Here is a 17,399-nt window from a genome sequence, read left to right on the forward strand (position 1 = left end):
CCGTTACAGCGGCAACGGGTCGATGTCGCAGTTGGCCCTGACTCCGGCCGCAGCCGCGGCGGTGGCCGGGTGATCCTCGCCCAGGCCGGTCCGGAACTTCTCCATCGTCTCCGAGAACAGGCTGCTCGCCTCGGAGTCCCGGCCCAGGCCGCGAAGATCCATGGCCAGATTGACGCCGCAAGCCAGAGTGGTGGGGTGACCATCGCCGAGAAGGTCGGCACACTGCGCGTAACTTTCCGAGTCGAGCTTGTGCGCGCCCTCGAAGTCGCCGAGCTCATAGAGATCACTGGCCAGATTGATCCGGGCGGAGATCACTAGCGCATGCGAACTCGACAGCCGGTCCTTCAGCTCTCGGAGTGCCTGCTCATCGAGGGCCCGTGCGGCGTCGTACTCACCCAGCAGGCGCAGCGTCACGGCCAGGTCCGACTTGGCGCCGGCCGTGTGCGGGTGGGTCTCGCCGTACAGTTCGCGCAGGCCCGCGACGGCGGCCTCGCCCGCTTCTCGCGCAGCGCCTAGATCGCCGGTCACGCGCTGGTCGATGGAGACGGTCAGCAGCGCCAGCACCGTCTCCGGGCGTTTGTCGCCGTACCGGCTGCGGTAGCGGCGGAGCACGTCGCTGGAGAGTTCCAGGGCCTGCTGCAACTGGCCGGCCTTGCGACGGAAGCTGGCGAGGTCGTGGCTCTGCCGAAGCACGTCGGGATGGTCGTCGAACTTGAGCACGCGGCGGGCCTCGGCCACCACGTTCTCCTGATTGCGGTGCGCGGCGACGTAGTCACCGAGTTCGCGCCGGTCGAGGTTGATGCCACCGGACGTGGAGAGGCTCTCCGAGTGATCGGTTCCGTAGATCTGCACCAGCCCGGCGTACCGCTGCTCGTCGAGCTTCAGCGCGCGGCCGAAGAGGCCGGAAAGGCGCATGCTCACCGCGAGGTTGTGCGCGGCCCGCAGGGTGAACGGCAAGCCTTCACCGAATTTCGCGTTCGACCGCTCGTACACCGTCAGCGACAACTCGAGGGCGCCGGCGAAGTCACCCGCGACCCGGTGATCGGCGGCGACCGCGCCGATCGCGTTGAGCGTCTCTTCCTGATCGTCACCCAAACTCTGCCGGTAGAGCTCCAGCGTTCGGGCGTTCAGGGCGGCAGCCTCGGCATAGCTGCCGTTGACGAAGTGCATCGAGCCGAGCCACTGCGCCATTCGGAGGCTGTCGGGATGCGTCTCGTCCCCCAGCTCGAGCAAGGCATCGTACGCGCGTTGGGCGAGATTACGGGCTTCGTCGTGGTCGCCCCACCGCCACAGGTACTTCGATTCGTTCAGAATGGTGTCGCGGACCATTTCATCAAGACAACGTTCTGCGCGAGAAGCGATGATATGCGGATACAGCTCGGCGTACCGTCCCCAGTGCAGCGAGTCGTCCGGCTGGTCCGGGTCATTGCCCGCAAGCAGCAAATGAGCACCGTGGCGCATGGCATCGCGGGTCTCCGCGTCCATCTGATGAATCAACACTCTTTGCACGAGGCGGTGCATCTGCAAGGAGTTCGTCCGGTAGTCGATGCGGGCCAGGGCGAGTTTGCCGATCGTCCCGATCGCTTGGTTGAGGCCTGTGCTGTTGCGCATCAGCGGGTCGAGATCGGGGTGGATACGTAGACCGCGCGGTTTGGACAGCAGCACCTTGCTGATCGGTTCGGGCGCGAAGAAGGCGCACAGCTGAAGCAGGCGGAGCGTCGACGGCTCCAAGTCGTGCAGGCCATTCAGCGAGATGTTCCACACCGCAGCGACATGTTCGGGATAGTCCAAGTCACCGACCGCGGCCTCTTCGTCGAGTTCCGGCTGGCTACTCTCCAGTCGCGAGAGATACTCGTCGGCGGTCATCTTCATCTCGGCACGCCAGGCGGCCGCGGCTTCGATGGCCAGAGGCAGGTCACCGAGCCGCTCGGCCAGCCGATCGGCGTCGCCAACGGCGAGTCGAGGGTCGCGGCGCCGCATCAGCTCGATGCTCTCCTGACGGTCGAATACGTCCACCGCCAGGGTGTTGGCGATGCCGCCCCACCGGGCGTTGCGGGAGGTGACGATGATGCTGCCGGGGCCACCCTTGGGGAAGAATCGCTCGACATCCTCCGGATCCTCGGCATTGTCGAAGACCAGGAGCCAGTTGAGGAACGGGCGGCCGACTCGCAGCGCCTCGAGTACGGCCGGCACGGCCGTGTTGGCGGTCGACTGCACCGGCAGTTCGAGGGAACTGGCCAGCTCGGTCAACGAGTTCTGAATCTGCGCCGACCGCTCGGCGGGGATCCACCAGATCAGGTCGAAGTCCTGCTTGTGGAGGTGGACGTACTCAATGACCAGCTGTGACTTGCCCACGCCGCCTGCGCCGTGCAATGCCTCGGGGAGAACCGCGGTCGTACCGGCGCGCAGTCGCTGGTGCAGCGCGTCGAGGAGGTCGCGCCGACCTGTGAACGTCGGGTTGCGCATGGGCAGGTTGTTGGTGACAGCCGGTGGGCGAGCGTCGTGCCGCTGCGTTGTCCGCAATCCCTCCGTGACCGTGGGCACGGTGCCGTCCTCCCGATCCTGTCCGTAGTGCAGTCCCGACCCTGCCGCGCTGAACGGGCTCGACGAACCCTGAGAGGGAATTGTCTCAGACATTGCGGACTCCATGCGCGAAGAGGGCAAAACGAGGGAGGTTCGGCGTGCCTGCATGGGCACAGGGGTGCCGATTTTGCGGCTCAACTGCTGTGCGGCGTTCAAATTTGGCCCGCCGAGCGCGACGTGCACGGCGAGTTCGACTCTTAAATAGGGCAGGGCGGCGTGGTTGACGGTCAGGTAGGCGGCTCGGCGCGGCTCCCTGACCCGGAGGGTCAGGTTGCGTACGGCCTCGACGTCCCGCTCCAACTCGTGCTCCACCACGTGCTGAACTTCGATGGTGCGGTCGCGATAGGCGAGCGAGAGCAGTTGCTCCCGGACGCCGTAGACGAACTCGTACACGATGTTCGTGTCGCCGTCGCGGCGCCCATGTTTGGGCGGAAGCAGGAGGTTGCTCGTCAGCACCTCGGTGAGATGGGCCGGGCCCGATCGCAGCGCCGTTCTCTGGAGGGCCCGCATGGTGCGGAGATTCAACGGGGCGGCGGCGAGCCGGGTCGCCAAGGCGAATGCCTGAGGGGAGGCCGTGGTGCGGAACCGGGCCACCAGCATCGCCGCGCTCAGTTGCCGGCCGCTCGAACGAGTGGAGTCATCGGGTGACAGGAGCACTGCCGGTGTGGTGACGGGGCTGCCAGTCGAACGATCCAGGAGCCGCGCCCATTGATCGAGCCACTCGCGACCGCGCTCCAGGATCGGCACTGCCGTCCGAGTCGAGTCTCGCTGCTTCTCCTCGGCAGAACGCAAATCCAGACCGGACACGTGCCACGGCGTCGCGGCCGTTGGCCCGGGTGGATCACTCGGGGTCCATGTCGCGTCGGTGATGCGGAACCCTCGGTCTCGCCAATGCTGTTGGGGAAGGAGATTGACCACAGCCACCAGGCCGTTCCGGGCCCAGTCGGTAATCAACTCCAGGAGCGGGTCGAGTGAGCGGCCTGGAGTCACGAGAAAGACTGCCTGGGGTCCGGATCGAAGGGCGCGAGGATTGTCGGCGCTGTCGGCCAGAGCCGGCTGCCCGCCGGGTGCGAAAGTGAGCCTCCGCGATTCGACGGAGGAGAAGACGCCCAGATCCTGCAACGACTCCTGAAGCTCGTCGATCTCGGCGGACCAGAACTCGAGCGCCGGATCATCGTCGAGCACGACGACCGCCGCAGGCCGGGTGTCGTTCTCCGGCGCCGACGAGGTGTCCGGCGGGGGGACGCTTGGGGGCGGTCCGTCCATCATGAAGCGATCGCCGTCCACGCGGGACGAGCCGGCCGGAGGCGCGCGGATGAGCCGTCGCTGGGCAGGCTCCATCCAGCGACGGTGCCGCGTGCCTCCCGGTGACCGTTCCCGCTCATGCGAAAACCTCTCGGTTGTCACTGCCGGCAGGTCCGGTGCGAGTCGGTTGCCGATCAGGATCGTCCCACAAGATCACTATCCTGTGGCCCATCCGATCGGTGGACGCCGATGGGTCCCCGCGCCAAGCCCTCCGCCTTAACTCTGCGACACTCTCAGGCAATTTGGCTACTCCCTCTGGGGAGTCCAGGCACGCGCTCACCATCTCAGAGACGACCTCACGCGGCTCCTCACGTTGTGATTCCAGGTCTTCATGCTGCGATCCGGCGTCCCGAAACCAGACAATTGCGGGCAAACCCTCCTGCAACCCTACCAAGAGCTGTTGTTCGCCCGCCGAGTCGGGGAGGGGCGGTTCACTCAGGACGAGAACGACCGCGGCGTCCCCTCGTTCGAGTGCCACCTCCAGCTGGACGTCGCTGTCGTCACCGGAGGCACAATGGATCAGGCCTTCCCTGACGGTTGCCTCCCGCACTGTTCGCCACCGTCCCCGCCACCCGCGATGCCACTCCTCGGCCCGGATGCGCTCGAGGCTTCGGATCACCAACGGATAGTGGATCGCCAGCCGTCGCGGCCGGGTTTGAATCTCCTTGCTCCAGCGGTCGACGGGTTCGTTGAGCAGCTGACTCGGCAGGACGAACTCGATCGCTACTGGACCGTCCCGGTCGGCCCAGCGACGTTCCGTCTCGAGCACGACCTCGTCGACCGCGGTTTCCAGTTCATCGCGACGCACGCGCCGGTCCTCGCCGCGAATCGGCTGCCAGGACGGCGAGGCCCACTGATACCAGTGAGACATGATAAAGGCGTCGTCCTCGACGCCATGCTTCTCGAACTGGATGACGAGATAAGCGGTGCCGCCGCGGGTCGTTGTCGCCGTGGGCGGCTCAGCGACCGTGTCCACGACGCCCCACACGACGGACAGGTTCTGGACGACGTCCCTCAGCCGGTCGCGGGCGTTGAGCTGAACTTCGGTGGTCAGACGTTGCAGGAACGGAAGCCACGTGGGACCGTCGCCTGCCGGGATCGCGGCGAGATGGGCGAACAGATGCCACGCGGTCTCGCAATAGGCAGGCATTGGCTCGTCGCGACGTTCGGCCACAAAACTTCGCAGGTCGCCGGTCAGTGGCATGTCGATCAGCTCAGGCCGTAGCAGATGCAAGTCGTGCTCGGCGAACTGCTGTAGTACCTGCCACTCGTCGGCCAGCCGGAAGATTTCATGCACCCGTCTGGCGTCCGAATCGAACAGGTCGAGGCATTCGGCGAGGCTGCGCAATCCGCCGGGGCGGTCCACACATGCGGTGGCGACTTGGACGAGCTGAGATTGTGGAAGACCGACTTCACGCAACCCCAGCGTGACGCCGAGTGCCAAATCCAACTCCTCCAGAAGCATTGCCCGGGTGCCGATGTCGCGCACCGCGGCTGATTTCTGGAGCACCCCGGTGGTTTCCTTGAGGATGCGGCGGCGATCCCCGATCAGCTTGTGGGGTGTTTGCTGAGTCTCGCTCGTGTCAACCATGAGCGCGACTCGAGGCTGTGGGGGCCGAGGTCATGCCGGTGGCTCCGGGCGAAAGGGATCGAGCTGCCGCAGCTCCTCGGCAATCTGGCGGGCCGGCCCGGTCACTTCGAGGCGGAAACGCTGACCGTCCTTTTCGTAGAAGGCGATCAGGTGCACCTTCTCCTGGCGGCGCTCCAGCAGGGACTGCACCGCATACCACCCGCCGGACGAGGCGATGCCGACGGCGATCTGGATCAGCGCGTCGGTAACCGGGCCGCGGCTCGCGCCGAACTCGGGCGGGTCGGCGTGCCAGGTGCGAGCCGATACGTCGGCGGCCCGAAGCGCGGCGATCAGGCTGTGCGCGGACTCAGGGTAGATCGGTGTGTCACCGTCGAACGTGATCGGGAGAAGGACCACGTCGGAGTCGGCCACCGGGCCGGGACCGTCATTGCTGCCGATGGGTGCGACAGAGATCGGTGGCGACATGCCGCCATCGTATTGGGTATCGACACCCTAGAAGATTGTCAGCTAGGCGACAGTGGACAGTCGCTCGGCGCTGGTAAGGCGTACAAGAGTCCGGTCTCGTCGGACCGGGCGGATCTCCTCGCCGAATCGCCCCCAGGGGTGAGATCGAACTGGTGATTGGGCCCTTGTCACGTGAAAGCGACGCATTTCAGAATGCATTTCGCGGATGGTACGTAGTATCGCCTGGCCTGTCCCAACCGTCACATTCGTCCGCGGGTTCGGGGTCGGGCAGCAGGTCGAGGAGGTCGGGGCCGACGTGGCCGACGTCGACCGCGCGCCCGGTCAGGCCGAGCTGGGTGGCGCAGTCGCGGCCGAAGCCCTTGACCATGCGGTCGGCTCGCGTGAGGTGGCCGCAGCGGGGGCACCGCCGCATCTCCGCGTGACTTCCCGGGCCGGTCATCGGTCCCAGTATCGCGGCCGGACGGCCGTTCGGCAGGGGCTGTGGACAGACTCACGGCACTGGGTGGGCTTCGGGGGCGGGCTGTGGACAACCGGGGCCGCCGGCTTGACAAGCCCGTATGGTGGCCACCTCTTCTCTCCCGGTGGTGGGTGGGGGAGGCGGTGGGCAAACGCAGTAAACGGCGTAGGCGAATACCACTGATCGGGGGCTTCAAACTCCTGGGAACGCCGCGTGCGGCCGGGGAAACGACGGGTTAGGGTTTGATCGTGGGCGTGAAGACGTGGATCGAAGGCTGGCCGGTCTACCGGCAGCTGACGGGCACGGATCCGCTCGGGCGGGGGGCCGCCGCCCAGTCGAAGAAGTCCAAGGAGTTGCAGCCGCGCACCGAGACTGCTGATCGGGTGGCCAAGTCGGTCTGCCCGTATTGCGCGGTCGGGTGTGGGCAGCGGATCTTCGTGAAGGACGAGAAGGTCGTTCAGATCGAGGGCGACCCTGACAGCCCGGTTTCGCGGGGGCGGTTGTGTCCCAAGGGCTCGGCCAGTCTCAGCCTCGTGACCAGCGAGCGCCGGCAGAAAAAGGTGCTCTACCGCCGGCCGTACGGGAAAGACTGGGAAGAACTCGACCTGAGCACGGCGATGGAAATGATCGCCGACCGGGTGCTGGCCGCGCGGGACGCGACGTGGGAGGACGCCGACCCGGACGGCAAGCCGCTGAACCGTACGCGGGGCATTTCCAGTCTGGGCGGGGCGACGCTCGACAACGAAGAGAACTATCTGATCAAGAAGCTCTTCACCGCGATGGGCGCCATCCAGATCGAGAACCAGGCGCGTATTTGACACTCCGCCACGGTTCCCGGTCTGGGAACCTCCTTCGGCCGTGGCGGGGCCACCGGATTCCTCCAGGATCTGGCTAACGCCGACTGCATCGTCATCCAGGGCTCGAACATGGCCGAGGCGCACCCGGTGGGCTTCCAGTGGGTGATCGAGGCCAAGAACCGTGGCGCGAAGGTCATCCACGTCGACCCGCGGTTCACCCGGACGAGCGCGCTCGCGCACACGTATCTGCCGGTGCGCGCGGGGGCCGACATCGCGTTCCTGGGCGGCGTGGTCAACTACATCCTCAGCAACGAGAAGGACTTCCGGGAGTACGTGCTGGCGTACACCAACGCGTCCATGCTCGTCAGCGAGGAGTTCCAGGACACCGAAGACCTGGACGGCCTGTTCTCCGGCTACGACCCCGAGACCAACACGTACGACCAGTCGAGCTGGCAGTACGCGGGGCAGCAGGACGAGGGCCAGGAGGAAGAGGACTCGCACGTCGACCGGGAGACCGCCTCGGGCCTCGAACAGGAGTCGCACGGCCCGCCGATCCCGGCCGACGTGCCCCGCGACCCCACGCTGCAGGATCCGCGCTGCGTGTATCAGGTGCTCAAGCGGCACTACGCGCGCTACACGCCCGAGGTGGTCGAGCGGCTGTGCGGCGTACCGCAGGAGAAGTTCTTGGAGGTCTGCGAGGCCTGGACAGCCAACTCGGGCCGGGAGCGGACGACCGCGCTGGTCTATTCGGTGGGCTGGACGCAGCACAGCGTGGGCGTGCAATACATCCGCACCGGCGCGATCATCCAGCTGCTGCTGGGCAACATGGGCCGGCCCGGCGGCGGCGTGATGGCGCTGCGCGGGCACGCCAGCATCCAGGGCTCGACCGACATCCCGACCCTGTTCAACCTGCTGCCCGGCTACCTGCCGATGCCGCACGTGAGCCAGCACGAGACGTTCGACCAGTGGATCGACGCGATCCGGCATCCCGAGCAGAAGGGCTTCTGGTCCAACGCCAAGTCGTACGCGGTGAGCCTGCTCAAGGCGTACTGGGGTGACGCGGCGACGGAGGAGAACGACTACGGGTACGGCTGGATGCCCCGCCTGACCGGCGACCACGGCACCTATCAGCAGGTGCTCGACATGATCGACGGGAAGATCAAGGGCTACTTCCTGCTCGGGCAGAACCCGGCCGTCGGCTCGGCCCACGGGCGGGCCCAGCGGCTCGGCATGGCCAACCTCGACTGGCTGGTGGTCCGCGACCTCTACATGATCGAGAGCGCCACCTTCTGGAAGAACGGGCCCGAGGTGCAGACCGGCGAGATCGTGCCGGAGGAGTGCAAGACCGAGGTCTTCTTCATGCCGGCCGCCTCGCACGTCGAGAAGGAGGGCACCTTCACCCAGACCCAGCGCATGCTGCAGTGGCGCGAGAAGGCCGTCGAGCCGCTGGGCGAGGCGACCAGCGAGCTGTGGTTCTTCTACCACCTCGGCAAGATCATTCGGGAGCGGCTGGCCGGCTCGACCCGTACGAGGGATCAGGCGCTCTTGAATTTGACCTGGGACTACGGCGAGGACGAGCCGGACGGCGAGGCCGTGCTCAAGGAGATCAACGGGTACGACCTTACGACCGGCAAGCTGCTGAGCTCGTTCACCGAGATGAAGCCGGACGGCACGACGTCGGGCGGCTGCTGGATCTACACGGGCGTGTTCAAGGACGGCGTCAACCAGGCCAACCGGCGCAAGCCCGGCAGCGAGCAGAACTACGTCGCGCCCGAGTGGGGCTGGGCCTGGCCGGCCAACCGCCGCACGCTCTACAACCGCGCCTCGGCCGACCCCGAGGGCAAGCCCTGGTCGGAGCGCAAGAAGTACGTCTGGTGGGACGCCGAGAAGGGCGAGTGGACCGGCGACGACGTGCCCGACTTCGAGAAGACGAAGCCGCCGTCCTACCGTCCGCCCGAGGGCGCGAGCGGCGTCGAGGCGATCTCGGGCGACGACGCGTTCATCATGCAGGGCGACGGCAAGGGCTGGCTGTACGCGCCGAGCGGGCTGATCGACGGGCCGATGCCGACCCACTACGAGCCGGCCGAGTCGATGGTGCGCAACCCGCTCTACGGCCAGCAGGCCAACCCGACCCGCAAGGTCTATCAACGCTCCGACAACCTGACCAATCCCAGCCCACCCGAGCGTCATTCCGAGGTCTTCCCGTACGTCTTCAGCACCTCGCGCCTCACCGAGCACCACACGGCCGGCGGCATGAGCCGGCAGCTGGCATACCTCTCGGAGCTGCAGCCGGAGATGTTCGTCGAGGTGTCACCGGAGCTGGCGGCCGAGCGCGGGCTCGAGCACATGGGCTGGGCCCACATCGTCACCGCCCGCGCCGCGATCGAGGCCAAGGTGATGGTGACCGACCGGCTGACCCCGCTGCGGATCGAGGGCCGCGTGGTGCACCAGCTCTGGATGCCGTATCACTGGGGCAGCGAGGGCCTGATCACCGGCGACTCGGCCAACGACCTGATCGGCATCACGCTCGACCCCAACGTGCTGATCCAGGAGAGCAAGGTCGGCACCTGCGACATTCAGCCGGGCCTGCGCCCCACCGGGCGGGAACTGCTGAAGTATGTGCAGGATTACCGGGACCGGGCCGGACTGGCCGCCGACCACCACACGCCGATCATGACGGTGGGGGAGGAGAACGCCGACGATGGGCAGCAATAGCCTGTACGGCCCGATCGACCCGGCGGAGGACGCGGGCTACGACGCGCCGCCGCCGCGGATGGGCTTCTTCACCGACACGTCGGTCTGCATCGGCTGCAAGGCGTGCGAGGTGGCCTGCAAGACGTGGAACGACGTGCCGGACGACGGATTCAACCTGCTCGGGCACTCGTACGACAACACGGGCGGGCTGACGGCCAACTCCTGGCGGCATGTGGCGTTCATCGAGCAGCCCGTACGGGGGTCACAGCCGTTCGCGGGGCAGCCGACGGGGCCCTCGTCCGTGCCGGCCACTAACGTGATCGCCGCCAGGAGCGCCGCGCCGACCGGGACCGAACCCGGCATTCCGCCCGCCGTTGACGCGCTGGCCGCAGCCGCCACCGCCGGCATTGATTTTGTCGGCGGCGCGACCTCGTCCGGCTGCGGGGCTTCGTCCGGCGGTGCAGCCCCGTCCGGGCCTGCGGCTTCGTCCCCGTCCAGCGGGCAGTTTCTCGGCATGCCCATGTCGGATTTGCCGGGCAAGTCGGCTCCGGCGCCGCGCAGTGACTTCCGCTGGCTGATGATGTCGAACGTCTGCAAGCACTGCACCCACGCGGGCTGCCTCGACGTCTGCCCGACCGGCGCGCTGTTCCGCACCGAGTTCGGCACGGTCGTCGTGCAGGACGACATCTGCAACGGCTGCGGCTATTGCATCTCTGGTTGCCCGTACGGGGTGATCGACCGCCGGGAGGGCGACGGGCGGGCCTGGAAGTGCACGCTCTGCTACGACCGCCTCGGTGACGGGCAGACACCGGCCTGCGCGAAGGCCTGCCCGACCGAGTCGATCCAGTACGGCGAGCTCGACGAGCTGCGCGAGCGGGCGGCCAAGCGGGTCGAGCAGCTGCACGAGGCCGGGGTGCCCGAGGCCAAGCTGTACGGGGAGAGCCCCGACGACGGCGTGGGTGGGGACGGCGCGTTCTTCCTGCTGCTCGACGAGCCCGAGGTGTACGGGCTGCCACCCGACCCGCACGTGCCGACGCGCGATCTGCCCGCCATGTGGAAAAAGGCCGGGCTGGCCGCGCTGACGATGGCGGCTACGGCCGTTGTGGCATTTGCGGGGCGGCGCAGATGAGCGCGGTTTCTCAGCCGCCGACGGGCCGGTCGGGTCGCGGCCGGGGCGGCAAACGGGGCGGCGGCGATCGGTCGATGGTTCCGCGCGCCGACTTCCAGTCCTACTACGGGCGGCCGATCGTTCGGCCTCCGGTGTGGACCCACGACATCGCGATCTACCTGTTCACCGGCGGGCTGGCCGCGGGCTCGTCGCTGCTCGCGGCGGGTGCCCAGGCCACCGGTGACGTTGTGCTACGCCGTACGGGTCGGGCCGTCACCCTGGGTGCGCTCGGGGCCAGCACGTTCTTCCTGATCAAGGATCTGGGCCGGCCGGACCGCTTCCACCACATGCTGCGCGTGGCCAAGCCGACGTCGCCGATGTCGATGGGCACGTGGCTGCTGAGCTTCTTCGGCGGGGCGGCCGGGGTCGCGGCGGCGGCCGAGCTCGCGCCGCTGCTGCCCGCGCGCGGCGTGGTCAAGCTGCTGCCGCCGCTGGGCTCGGCCGCCGGGTACGGCGCCGCTGCGCTTGCTCCGGGCCTGGCCACGTACACGGCCGTGCTCTTCGCCGACACCGCGGTGCCCAGCTGGAACGCCGTGCACCCGGACCTGCCGTTCATGTTCGCCGGCAGCGCCCTGGCCAGCGGCGCGGGCGTGGGCCTGATCGCGGCGCCCGGGCGGCCCGCGCGGCGGATGGCGGTGGCGGGCGCGGCGATCGAGCTGGCGGCCGGGCATCGGGTCGAGACCAAGTACGGGCTGCTCAGCGAGCCCTACCACACAGGGCGGCCGGGCAAGCTGCTGCGCGCGGCCCGGGCCCTGACGATCGCGGGCGCGGTCGGGGCCGTCGTGGGCCGTCGCAGCCGCGTCGTCTCCGCGCTGGCCGGGGCGTCGCTGCTTGCGGGCTCGCTGCTGACCCGGTTCGGGGTGTTCGAGGCGGGCGTCGAGTCGGCCAAGGACCCGCGCTACACCGTCGTGCCGCAGCGGGAACGGCTCAACGCGCGGACGTCATCTCCTCCTGCTGCGCCCGGGCCATCTCCCCGTACAGGGAAATCTTGATGTCGAGCATCTCGAGGTCCTGCTTCAGCTCGTCGATGCGCGCCAGCACCCGTTCGCGGTGCTCGACGAAAAGCTGCAGCCGATCCTCGAGGGTGGCGTCCCCGGCCCGCACCAACTCGGCATAACGACGCATTTCCCGTACGGGCATGCCGGTGGTCCGCAGCCGGATGAGCAGCCGCAGCCAGCCGATGTCGTCGTCGCAATACCGGCGGCGGCCCGCCGAGTCGCGCTCGATCGGCTCGACCAGGCCCTCCTGCTCGTACCAGCGCAAAGTGTGCACGGTGAGCCCGACCATGTCCGCCGCCTCGCCGACGGTAACCCCGTTCGCCATGCAGTCAGCCTTCCAGTTCGAGTGCACTCGAAGTCAAGCCCTCCCCGGCGTCAGCCCCGCACTTCCAGCGTTACGCCGTCGGCGCGGCCGGGCAGCAGCTCGCCGATCACGGGGTAGCCCGGGACCTCACCCGCCACCAGCAGCCCGCCGGAGGTCTGCGCGTCGGCCAGCAGCAGCAGCTCGTCCTCGTCCACGCCCGCGTCGAGGTGGGGCCGGACCCAGTCGAGGTTGCGCCGGGTGCCGCCGCTCACGAAGCCTCGGTCCAGCGATTCGCGCGCTTTGTCCAAGTAAGGCACTTTGCTGGCTTCGATGCGGGCGGTAACACCGCTGGCTCGGGCCAACTTGTGCAGGTGGCCGAGCAACCCGAAGCCGGTCACGTCGGTCGCGCAAACCGCCCCGTTCTTGAGCGCGGCGATCGAGGCGCCCAGGTTGAGCGTGGTCATGACCGCGATCGCCTCGTCGAACACCTCGCCGGTCGCCTTGTGCCGGCTGTTGAGCACCCCGACACCGAGCGGTTTGGTCAGCGTCAGCGGCACCCCCGCGACCCCCGCGTCGTTGCGCATGAGCCGGTCGGGGTCGGCGATGCCGGTGACCGCCATGCCGTACTTGGGTTCCGGATCGTCGACGCTGTGCCCGCCCGCGAGGTGACAGCCGGCCTCCCGCGCGATCGCCAGCCCACCCGCCAGCACCTCACCCGCGAGCTCCATGGGCAGCAGATCCCGCGGCCAGGCCAGCAGATTCACCGCCACGACCGGCGTGCCACCCATCGCGTACACGTCGGACAACGCGTTCGCCGCCGCGATCCGCCCCCAGTCGTACGCATCGTCCACCACCGGCGTGAAGAAGTCGGCCGTGGCCACCACCGCCGTACCGTTGGCCAGGCTCACGACGGCCGCGTCGTCCCCGTCGTCCAGCCCCACCAGCAGCTCACCCGGCCCCTTGGGCGCCCCGGTGCCAACCAGCCCCGCCACCACGGATTCCAGCTCACCCGGCGGAATCTTGCAGGCACAGCCACCGCCGTGCGCGTACTGAGTCAGCCTGGGAGCATCGGTAGTCGTCACCACCCCACTCTGGCACGCCCGTGATCGAACCGCCCGACCACCCGGCTATGGTTCCTGACGGAGGCGTTCAGGTGGCTGGTGCCCCTCCCGGTCTTCAAAACCGGTGCAACTCGGCATCCGAGTTGGGCGGGTTCGATTCCCGTCCGCCTCCGCCAACTACTCAGTCGATCGGCAGTGTCCGGGCGCGGGTCTTTTGTTCGGCGCGGAGTGCCGACAGCTGGCCGTGGAAGTGGCTGTCTCGGTTCTGGTCGAGGTTCAGCGGTAGCACCAGGGAGCGGATGGCCTCGTGCTCGATCTCCCAAGGGGAAGCGCTGACCACCCAGACCACCGAAGCGTGGTCGGCCATCCACTCGGCGAGGCGGCGCTCGCCGTCGGGGCCGAACGTCATGCGGGTGCCGGAGCCGACCCGGCGAAGGCGCAGGTCTAGTTGGTCGGCGAGCAGGCAGCCGAGGGTGAGCCGTAGAGCAGACCCTTCGGCGTTGCCGCGGTAGTGATTCCGGATCCTCGAGCGGATCGTTTGCCGGCTCGGGGCCCGGCCGTTGGTGGGCGGTGCCTTGGGGGAGATGCCGACATAGAGCAGCATCCGTCCTGCCCAGCTGTGGCAACCATCCGTCGGCACGCCCGGGACCGCGCCCTCGAAATACCAACCGTAGACGCCGCCACTCGCCGGGACCGGGCTCGGTCGCACACTCACCTCGGATGCGCTGTAGAACCGCTGTGGGCGCATCAACGCCTCGGGTAGATCGGGCACGTCTCTTGGTACCAGAAGGAGCCGTCGAGTCCCGCCGGACGTGACTCACCGCCCGGCGGGAGACTGCCGTTTACTCGGCGGCCAGGTTGGCGGCGATCGGGTGGCGGACTGCGCGGCGGGCTGGGAGTACCGAGGCGGCCAGGGCTGCGGCGGCGGCCACTACGAGTAGCACTGCTAAGCGGTCCCAGGGCATGACCAGGGCGAGGGAGCGGCCGTGCATTTCGATTGAGCGTAGGGCGGCGAGGGCGATCGCGGAGCTCAGGGCGATGCCGATCAGGGTGCCGGTGAGGGCCAGGACCAGGGCCTCGGCCGAGAGGGTCAGGCGTAGTTGGCGGCGGGTGAGGCCGACCGCGCGGAGCAGGGAGTTTTCGCGGGTGCGTTCGACCACCGAGAGGGTGAGCGTGTTGGCTACGCCGACCAGGGCGATGATCACTGCCAGGGCCAGCAGGGCGGTGACGGCGCCTAGGCCCTGGTTGAGGTTGGCGTTGAGGGACTTGGCGTATTGCTCCTTGTCGTAGGCGACGGCGGTGGGGGTGGCGGCCAGGGCGCGGTCGAGGGCGGTTCGGGCGTCGGTGGTCGAGACGCCGGGGGCGGGGTCGACTTGGAGCTCGGTCAGCGTGGGGTCGGGGAATGCGGTGGTGATGTCCTCGGGGGTCAGCCAGACGGTGAGGCTGCCGGGGGCGATCGACTCGACCTCGTACTTCTTGCCGCGCAGGGTGATGGTGCCGCCGACCGGTACGCCTACGTCGGCGGTTACCGCGGTGGAGGTTCCGGTGTGCACCTCCCAGCCGGTGGCCTGGTCGAAGGTTCGGTAGTCGGGGCGGGCGGGGGCGAGCTGGGGTTCGCGGGCCAGGGCGGCGAACACGTTGCCGGGGAGGATGCCCAGGCCGGCGCTGTCGGTGATCAGGAACTGGGCGGACATCTTCTCGGCGGCGCGGCGTTCGGCGGGGGCCTCGGCGCTCTTGGCGATCAGCGTGAAAGTGCCGATCAGGGTGACGCCGACGACCAGGGCGTTCGTGGTGGCGGCGATGCGGCGGGGATTGCGTACGGCGTTGGCCAGCGCGAGCGAGACCGTCGCCCCGCCCAGCAGGGCCAGGGGGCGGCCCAGGACCCGTACGAGGAAAGGCACTGCGATCGGGCTGAGCAGCAGGAAGCCGGTGACCGCGAGGACGGCGCCGAGGGCCACGACCTCGATGCGGCCGGTGCCGGACGAGCCGGCGAGCACGACACCGCCGATGGCGAGCAAGGCTGGGCCGGCGACGCGGCGGACGCGGCCGGTGGGGCGGGCGACCTGGACGGCGGCGTCGGAGAGCGCGGCCACGGGTGGGACGGCGGTGCCGCGGCGGGCGGGCAACAGGGCCGCCAGCACGGTGACGCCGACACCGACGGCCAGGGCGACCAGCAGGGTCCGTGTCGTGATCAGCGGGCTGACGTCGGTGACGCCGAACGAGCTCATGACGGTCGGCAGGCCGTACGCGAGCAGGACGCCGACGGCGAGGCCGAGCGCCGAACCGCCGAGCCCGATCACCGCGGCCTCCGCGACGACGGAACGGAACACCTGGCCGCGGCGGGCGCCGACCAGGCGGAGCAGCGCGATCTCGCGGGTGCGCTGGGCCAGCACGATGGTGAACGTGTTGGCGATGACGAACGCGGCCATACACACCGCGATCACCCCGAAGGCGAGCAGGCCGTTGCGGAACGTCTCCGCGTCGCCGACCGCGGCGTCCTCCGCGCGGCGGACCAGTTCGTCATGCCCGTACGCCTCGACGCCGGTCGCGGCGCTGATCCGCGCGGCCAGGTCCTCGTTGGTGACCCCTTCGGCGGCGTCGACGATGACCGTGTCGGCCGGGTAGCCGGCCATCGCCGCGATGTCGGCGGTCGTCATGAAGATGGTGGCGCCGGGGCCTTCGGCGATCGTCAGACCGACCAGCCCGTACGTCCTGGGATCGCCCCCGACGTTGCTGATCAGCAGCTTGTCGCCGATCTCGAGGCCCTCGCGCAGGGCGGTCTCCCGGTCGAGGACGACCTCGCCGGACTTCTCCGGGAGCCGTCCCTCGCGGGCTTCGACCGAGCGCAGGGCGGGGTCGGCCGGCACGGTACGGCTCCGGTGCTCGCCCGCGATCTTGCGGCCGTCGGCCGTGGCCAGGCCGGTGTAGAAGAGCGTCCACGTCGGCTCGGCGGCGCGGACACCGTCGATCTTGCGGACCCGGGCCGCCAGGTCGTTCGCGGACGCGTCGGACGACTGCGTCATCGACGTCACCTCGACGTCGATGTTGCGGTACTGCTCGGCGACGTGGCCGGTCATCGCCTTCTCGAGGCCGTCGGTGAACATCAGGCTGCCCGCGACGAAGGCCACGCCGAGCACGACGGCCAGCGACGACAGCAGCGACCGGGTCAGGTTGGCCCGCGCCGTACGCAGGGTCAGCCGCAGCATGCCGCTCATCGGACCGGCTCCAGCCGGGCCAGCACGCCGACGATGGCGTCGGGGGTGGGATGGTCGACGGAGGCGGCGAACCGGCCGTCCTTGAGGAACGCCACCCGGTCGGTGTGCGCGGCCGCGTTCAGGTCGTGGGTCACCATCACCACGGTCTGGCCGAGCATCGTCACCGCGTCGCGGAGCAGGCCGAGCACCTCCTGGCCGGAGCGGGAGTCGAGGTTGCCGGTGGGCTCGTCGGCGAAGATCACCCAGGGCCGGGTGATCAGGGCGCGGGCCACGGCGACGCGCTGCTGCTGACCGCCGGAGAGCTCGGACGGGCGGTGACCGAGCCGGTCGGTCAGCCCCACGGCCGCCACGACCTGGTCGAACCACTGCTGGTCGGGGCGGCGGCCGGCGATCGCCAGCGGCAGCAGGATGTTCTCCCGCGCGGTCAGCACCGGCAACAGGTTGAACTTCTGGAACACGAAGCCCACGTGGTCGCGCCGCAGCAGGGTCAGCTTGTCGTCGGAGAGCCTGGTCAGGTCGGCGTCGCCGATCCGCACCGAGCCGCCGGTCGGCCGGTCGAGGCCGGCCAGGCAGTGCAGCAGCGTCGACTTGCCCGAGCCGGAGGCGCCCATGATGGCGTGGAACCGGCCGGCCTCGAACGTGACGTCCACGCCGTTCAACGCGGCGACGGCCGACGGCCCGCTGCCGTAGACCTTGCTCAGGCCCGCGGCCTGCAGTGCTGTCATGCCCAACTCCCGTACGTCGGTGATCGTTGATCTCGA

General features: G+C 68.9%; 12 protein-coding genes and 1 tRNA gene. 4 read left to right on the forward strand and 9 right to left on the reverse strand.

Annotated elements, in window-relative coordinates:
- Positions 1-3 precede the first annotated feature (3 nt).
- From fxsT to JKJ07_RS28540, 4 genes are all read right to left on the reverse strand, one after another.
- The gene (fxsT, locus tag JKJ07_RS28525) at positions 4-3,924 is read right to left on the reverse strand and encodes an FxSxx-COOH system tetratricopeptide repeat protein (RefSeq protein WP_202994890.1); all 3,921 of its coding nucleotides are present in this window, start codon (positions 3,922-3,924) and stop codon (positions 4-6) included.
- A 40-nt stretch (positions 3,925-3,964) separates the two neighbouring features.
- On the reverse strand, positions 3,965-5,479 hold the full coding sequence (locus JKJ07_RS28530) for a VMAP-C domain-containing protein (RefSeq protein ID WP_202994891.1): 1,515 nt from the start codon (positions 5,477-5,479) through the stop codon (positions 3,965-3,967).
- 30 nt (positions 5,480-5,509) lie between these two features.
- Positions 5,510-5,890 (reverse strand): hypothetical protein, encoded by a 381-nt coding sequence (locus JKJ07_RS28535; protein ID WP_202994892.1) that lies wholly within the window; start codon positions 5,888-5,890, stop codon positions 5,510-5,512.
- 241 nt (positions 5,891-6,131) lie between these two features.
- Positions 6,132-6,383: a hypothetical protein gene (locus JKJ07_RS28540; protein WP_236030041.1), complete on the reverse strand. Its 252-nt coding sequence runs from the start codon at positions 6,381-6,383 to the stop codon at positions 6,132-6,134.
- Between the two features lie 266 nt (positions 6,384-6,649).
- Here JKJ07_RS28540 and fdh point away from each other — a divergent pair, with 266 nt between their 5' ends.
- The 3 genes from fdh to nrfD all read left to right on the forward strand — a co-directional run bounded on the left by fdh (position 6,650) and on the right by nrfD (position 12,052).
- Complete coding sequence (fdh, locus tag JKJ07_RS28550) at positions 6,650-9,913, forward strand: formate dehydrogenase (protein ID WP_307834453.1); 3,264 nt, start codon at positions 6,650-6,652, stop codon at positions 9,911-9,913.
- Complete coding sequence (locus JKJ07_RS28555) at positions 9,900-11,021, forward strand: 4Fe-4S dicluster domain-containing protein (RefSeq protein WP_202994895.1); 1,122 nt, start codon at positions 9,900-9,902, stop codon at positions 11,019-11,021. The genes fdh and JKJ07_RS28555 overlap by 14 nt, the downstream gene beginning before the upstream one ends.
- 74 nt (positions 11,022-11,095) lie before the next feature.
- Positions 11,096-12,052 (forward strand): NrfD/PsrC family molybdoenzyme membrane anchor subunit, encoded by a 957-nt coding sequence (gene nrfD / locus JKJ07_RS28560; RefSeq protein WP_202994896.1) that lies wholly within the window; start codon positions 11,096-11,098, stop codon positions 12,050-12,052.
- Here the strand turns inward: nrfD and JKJ07_RS28565 are convergent.
- Positions 11,988-12,383 carry a MerR family transcriptional regulator gene (locus JKJ07_RS28565; protein WP_202994897.1) on the reverse strand — a complete coding sequence of 132 codons (396 nt, stop codon included), beginning with the start codon at positions 12,381-12,383 and terminating at the stop codon, positions 11,988-11,990. The two genes, nrfD and JKJ07_RS28565, sit on opposite strands and share 65 nt — an antisense overlap.
- Before the next feature lie 50 nt (positions 12,384-12,433).
- Positions 12,434-13,447, reverse strand: coding sequence for a selenide, water dikinase SelD (gene selD, locus JKJ07_RS28570; protein WP_202994898.1), 1,014 nt, complete (start codon positions 13,445-13,447; stop codon positions 12,434-12,436).
- 56 nt (positions 13,448-13,503) lie between these two features.
- Here selD and JKJ07_RS28575 point away from each other — a divergent pair.
- Positions 13,504-13,599, forward strand: a tRNA-Sec gene (locus JKJ07_RS28575).
- A gap of 5 nt (positions 13,600-13,604) precedes the next feature.
- Here JKJ07_RS28575 and JKJ07_RS28580 read toward each other — a convergent pair.
- The 3 genes from JKJ07_RS28580 to JKJ07_RS28590 form a co-directional block, all read right to left on the reverse strand.
- Positions 13,605-14,027 (reverse strand): GIY-YIG nuclease family protein, encoded by a 423-nt coding sequence (locus JKJ07_RS28580; RefSeq protein ID WP_202994899.1) that lies wholly within the window; start codon positions 14,025-14,027, stop codon positions 13,605-13,607.
- 238 nt (positions 14,028-14,265) lie between these two features.
- Positions 14,266-16,638: an ABC transporter permease gene (locus JKJ07_RS28585; protein WP_202994900.1), complete on the reverse strand. Its 2,373-nt coding sequence runs from the start codon at positions 16,636-16,638 to the stop codon at positions 14,266-14,268.
- Entirely contained in the window at positions 16,635-17,363 is a 729-nt protein-coding gene (locus JKJ07_RS28590; RefSeq protein WP_202994901.1) for an ABC transporter ATP-binding protein, read from the reverse strand. Before JKJ07_RS28590 ends, JKJ07_RS28585 begins: the two co-directional genes overlap by 4 nt.
- Between the last annotated feature and the right edge of the window lie 36 nt (positions 17,364-17,399).

Source organism: Paractinoplanes lichenicola (assembly GCF_016785085.1).
GTDB classification, from domain to species: domain Bacteria; phylum Actinomycetota; class Actinomycetes; order Mycobacteriales; family Micromonosporaceae; genus Actinoplanes; species Actinoplanes lichenicola.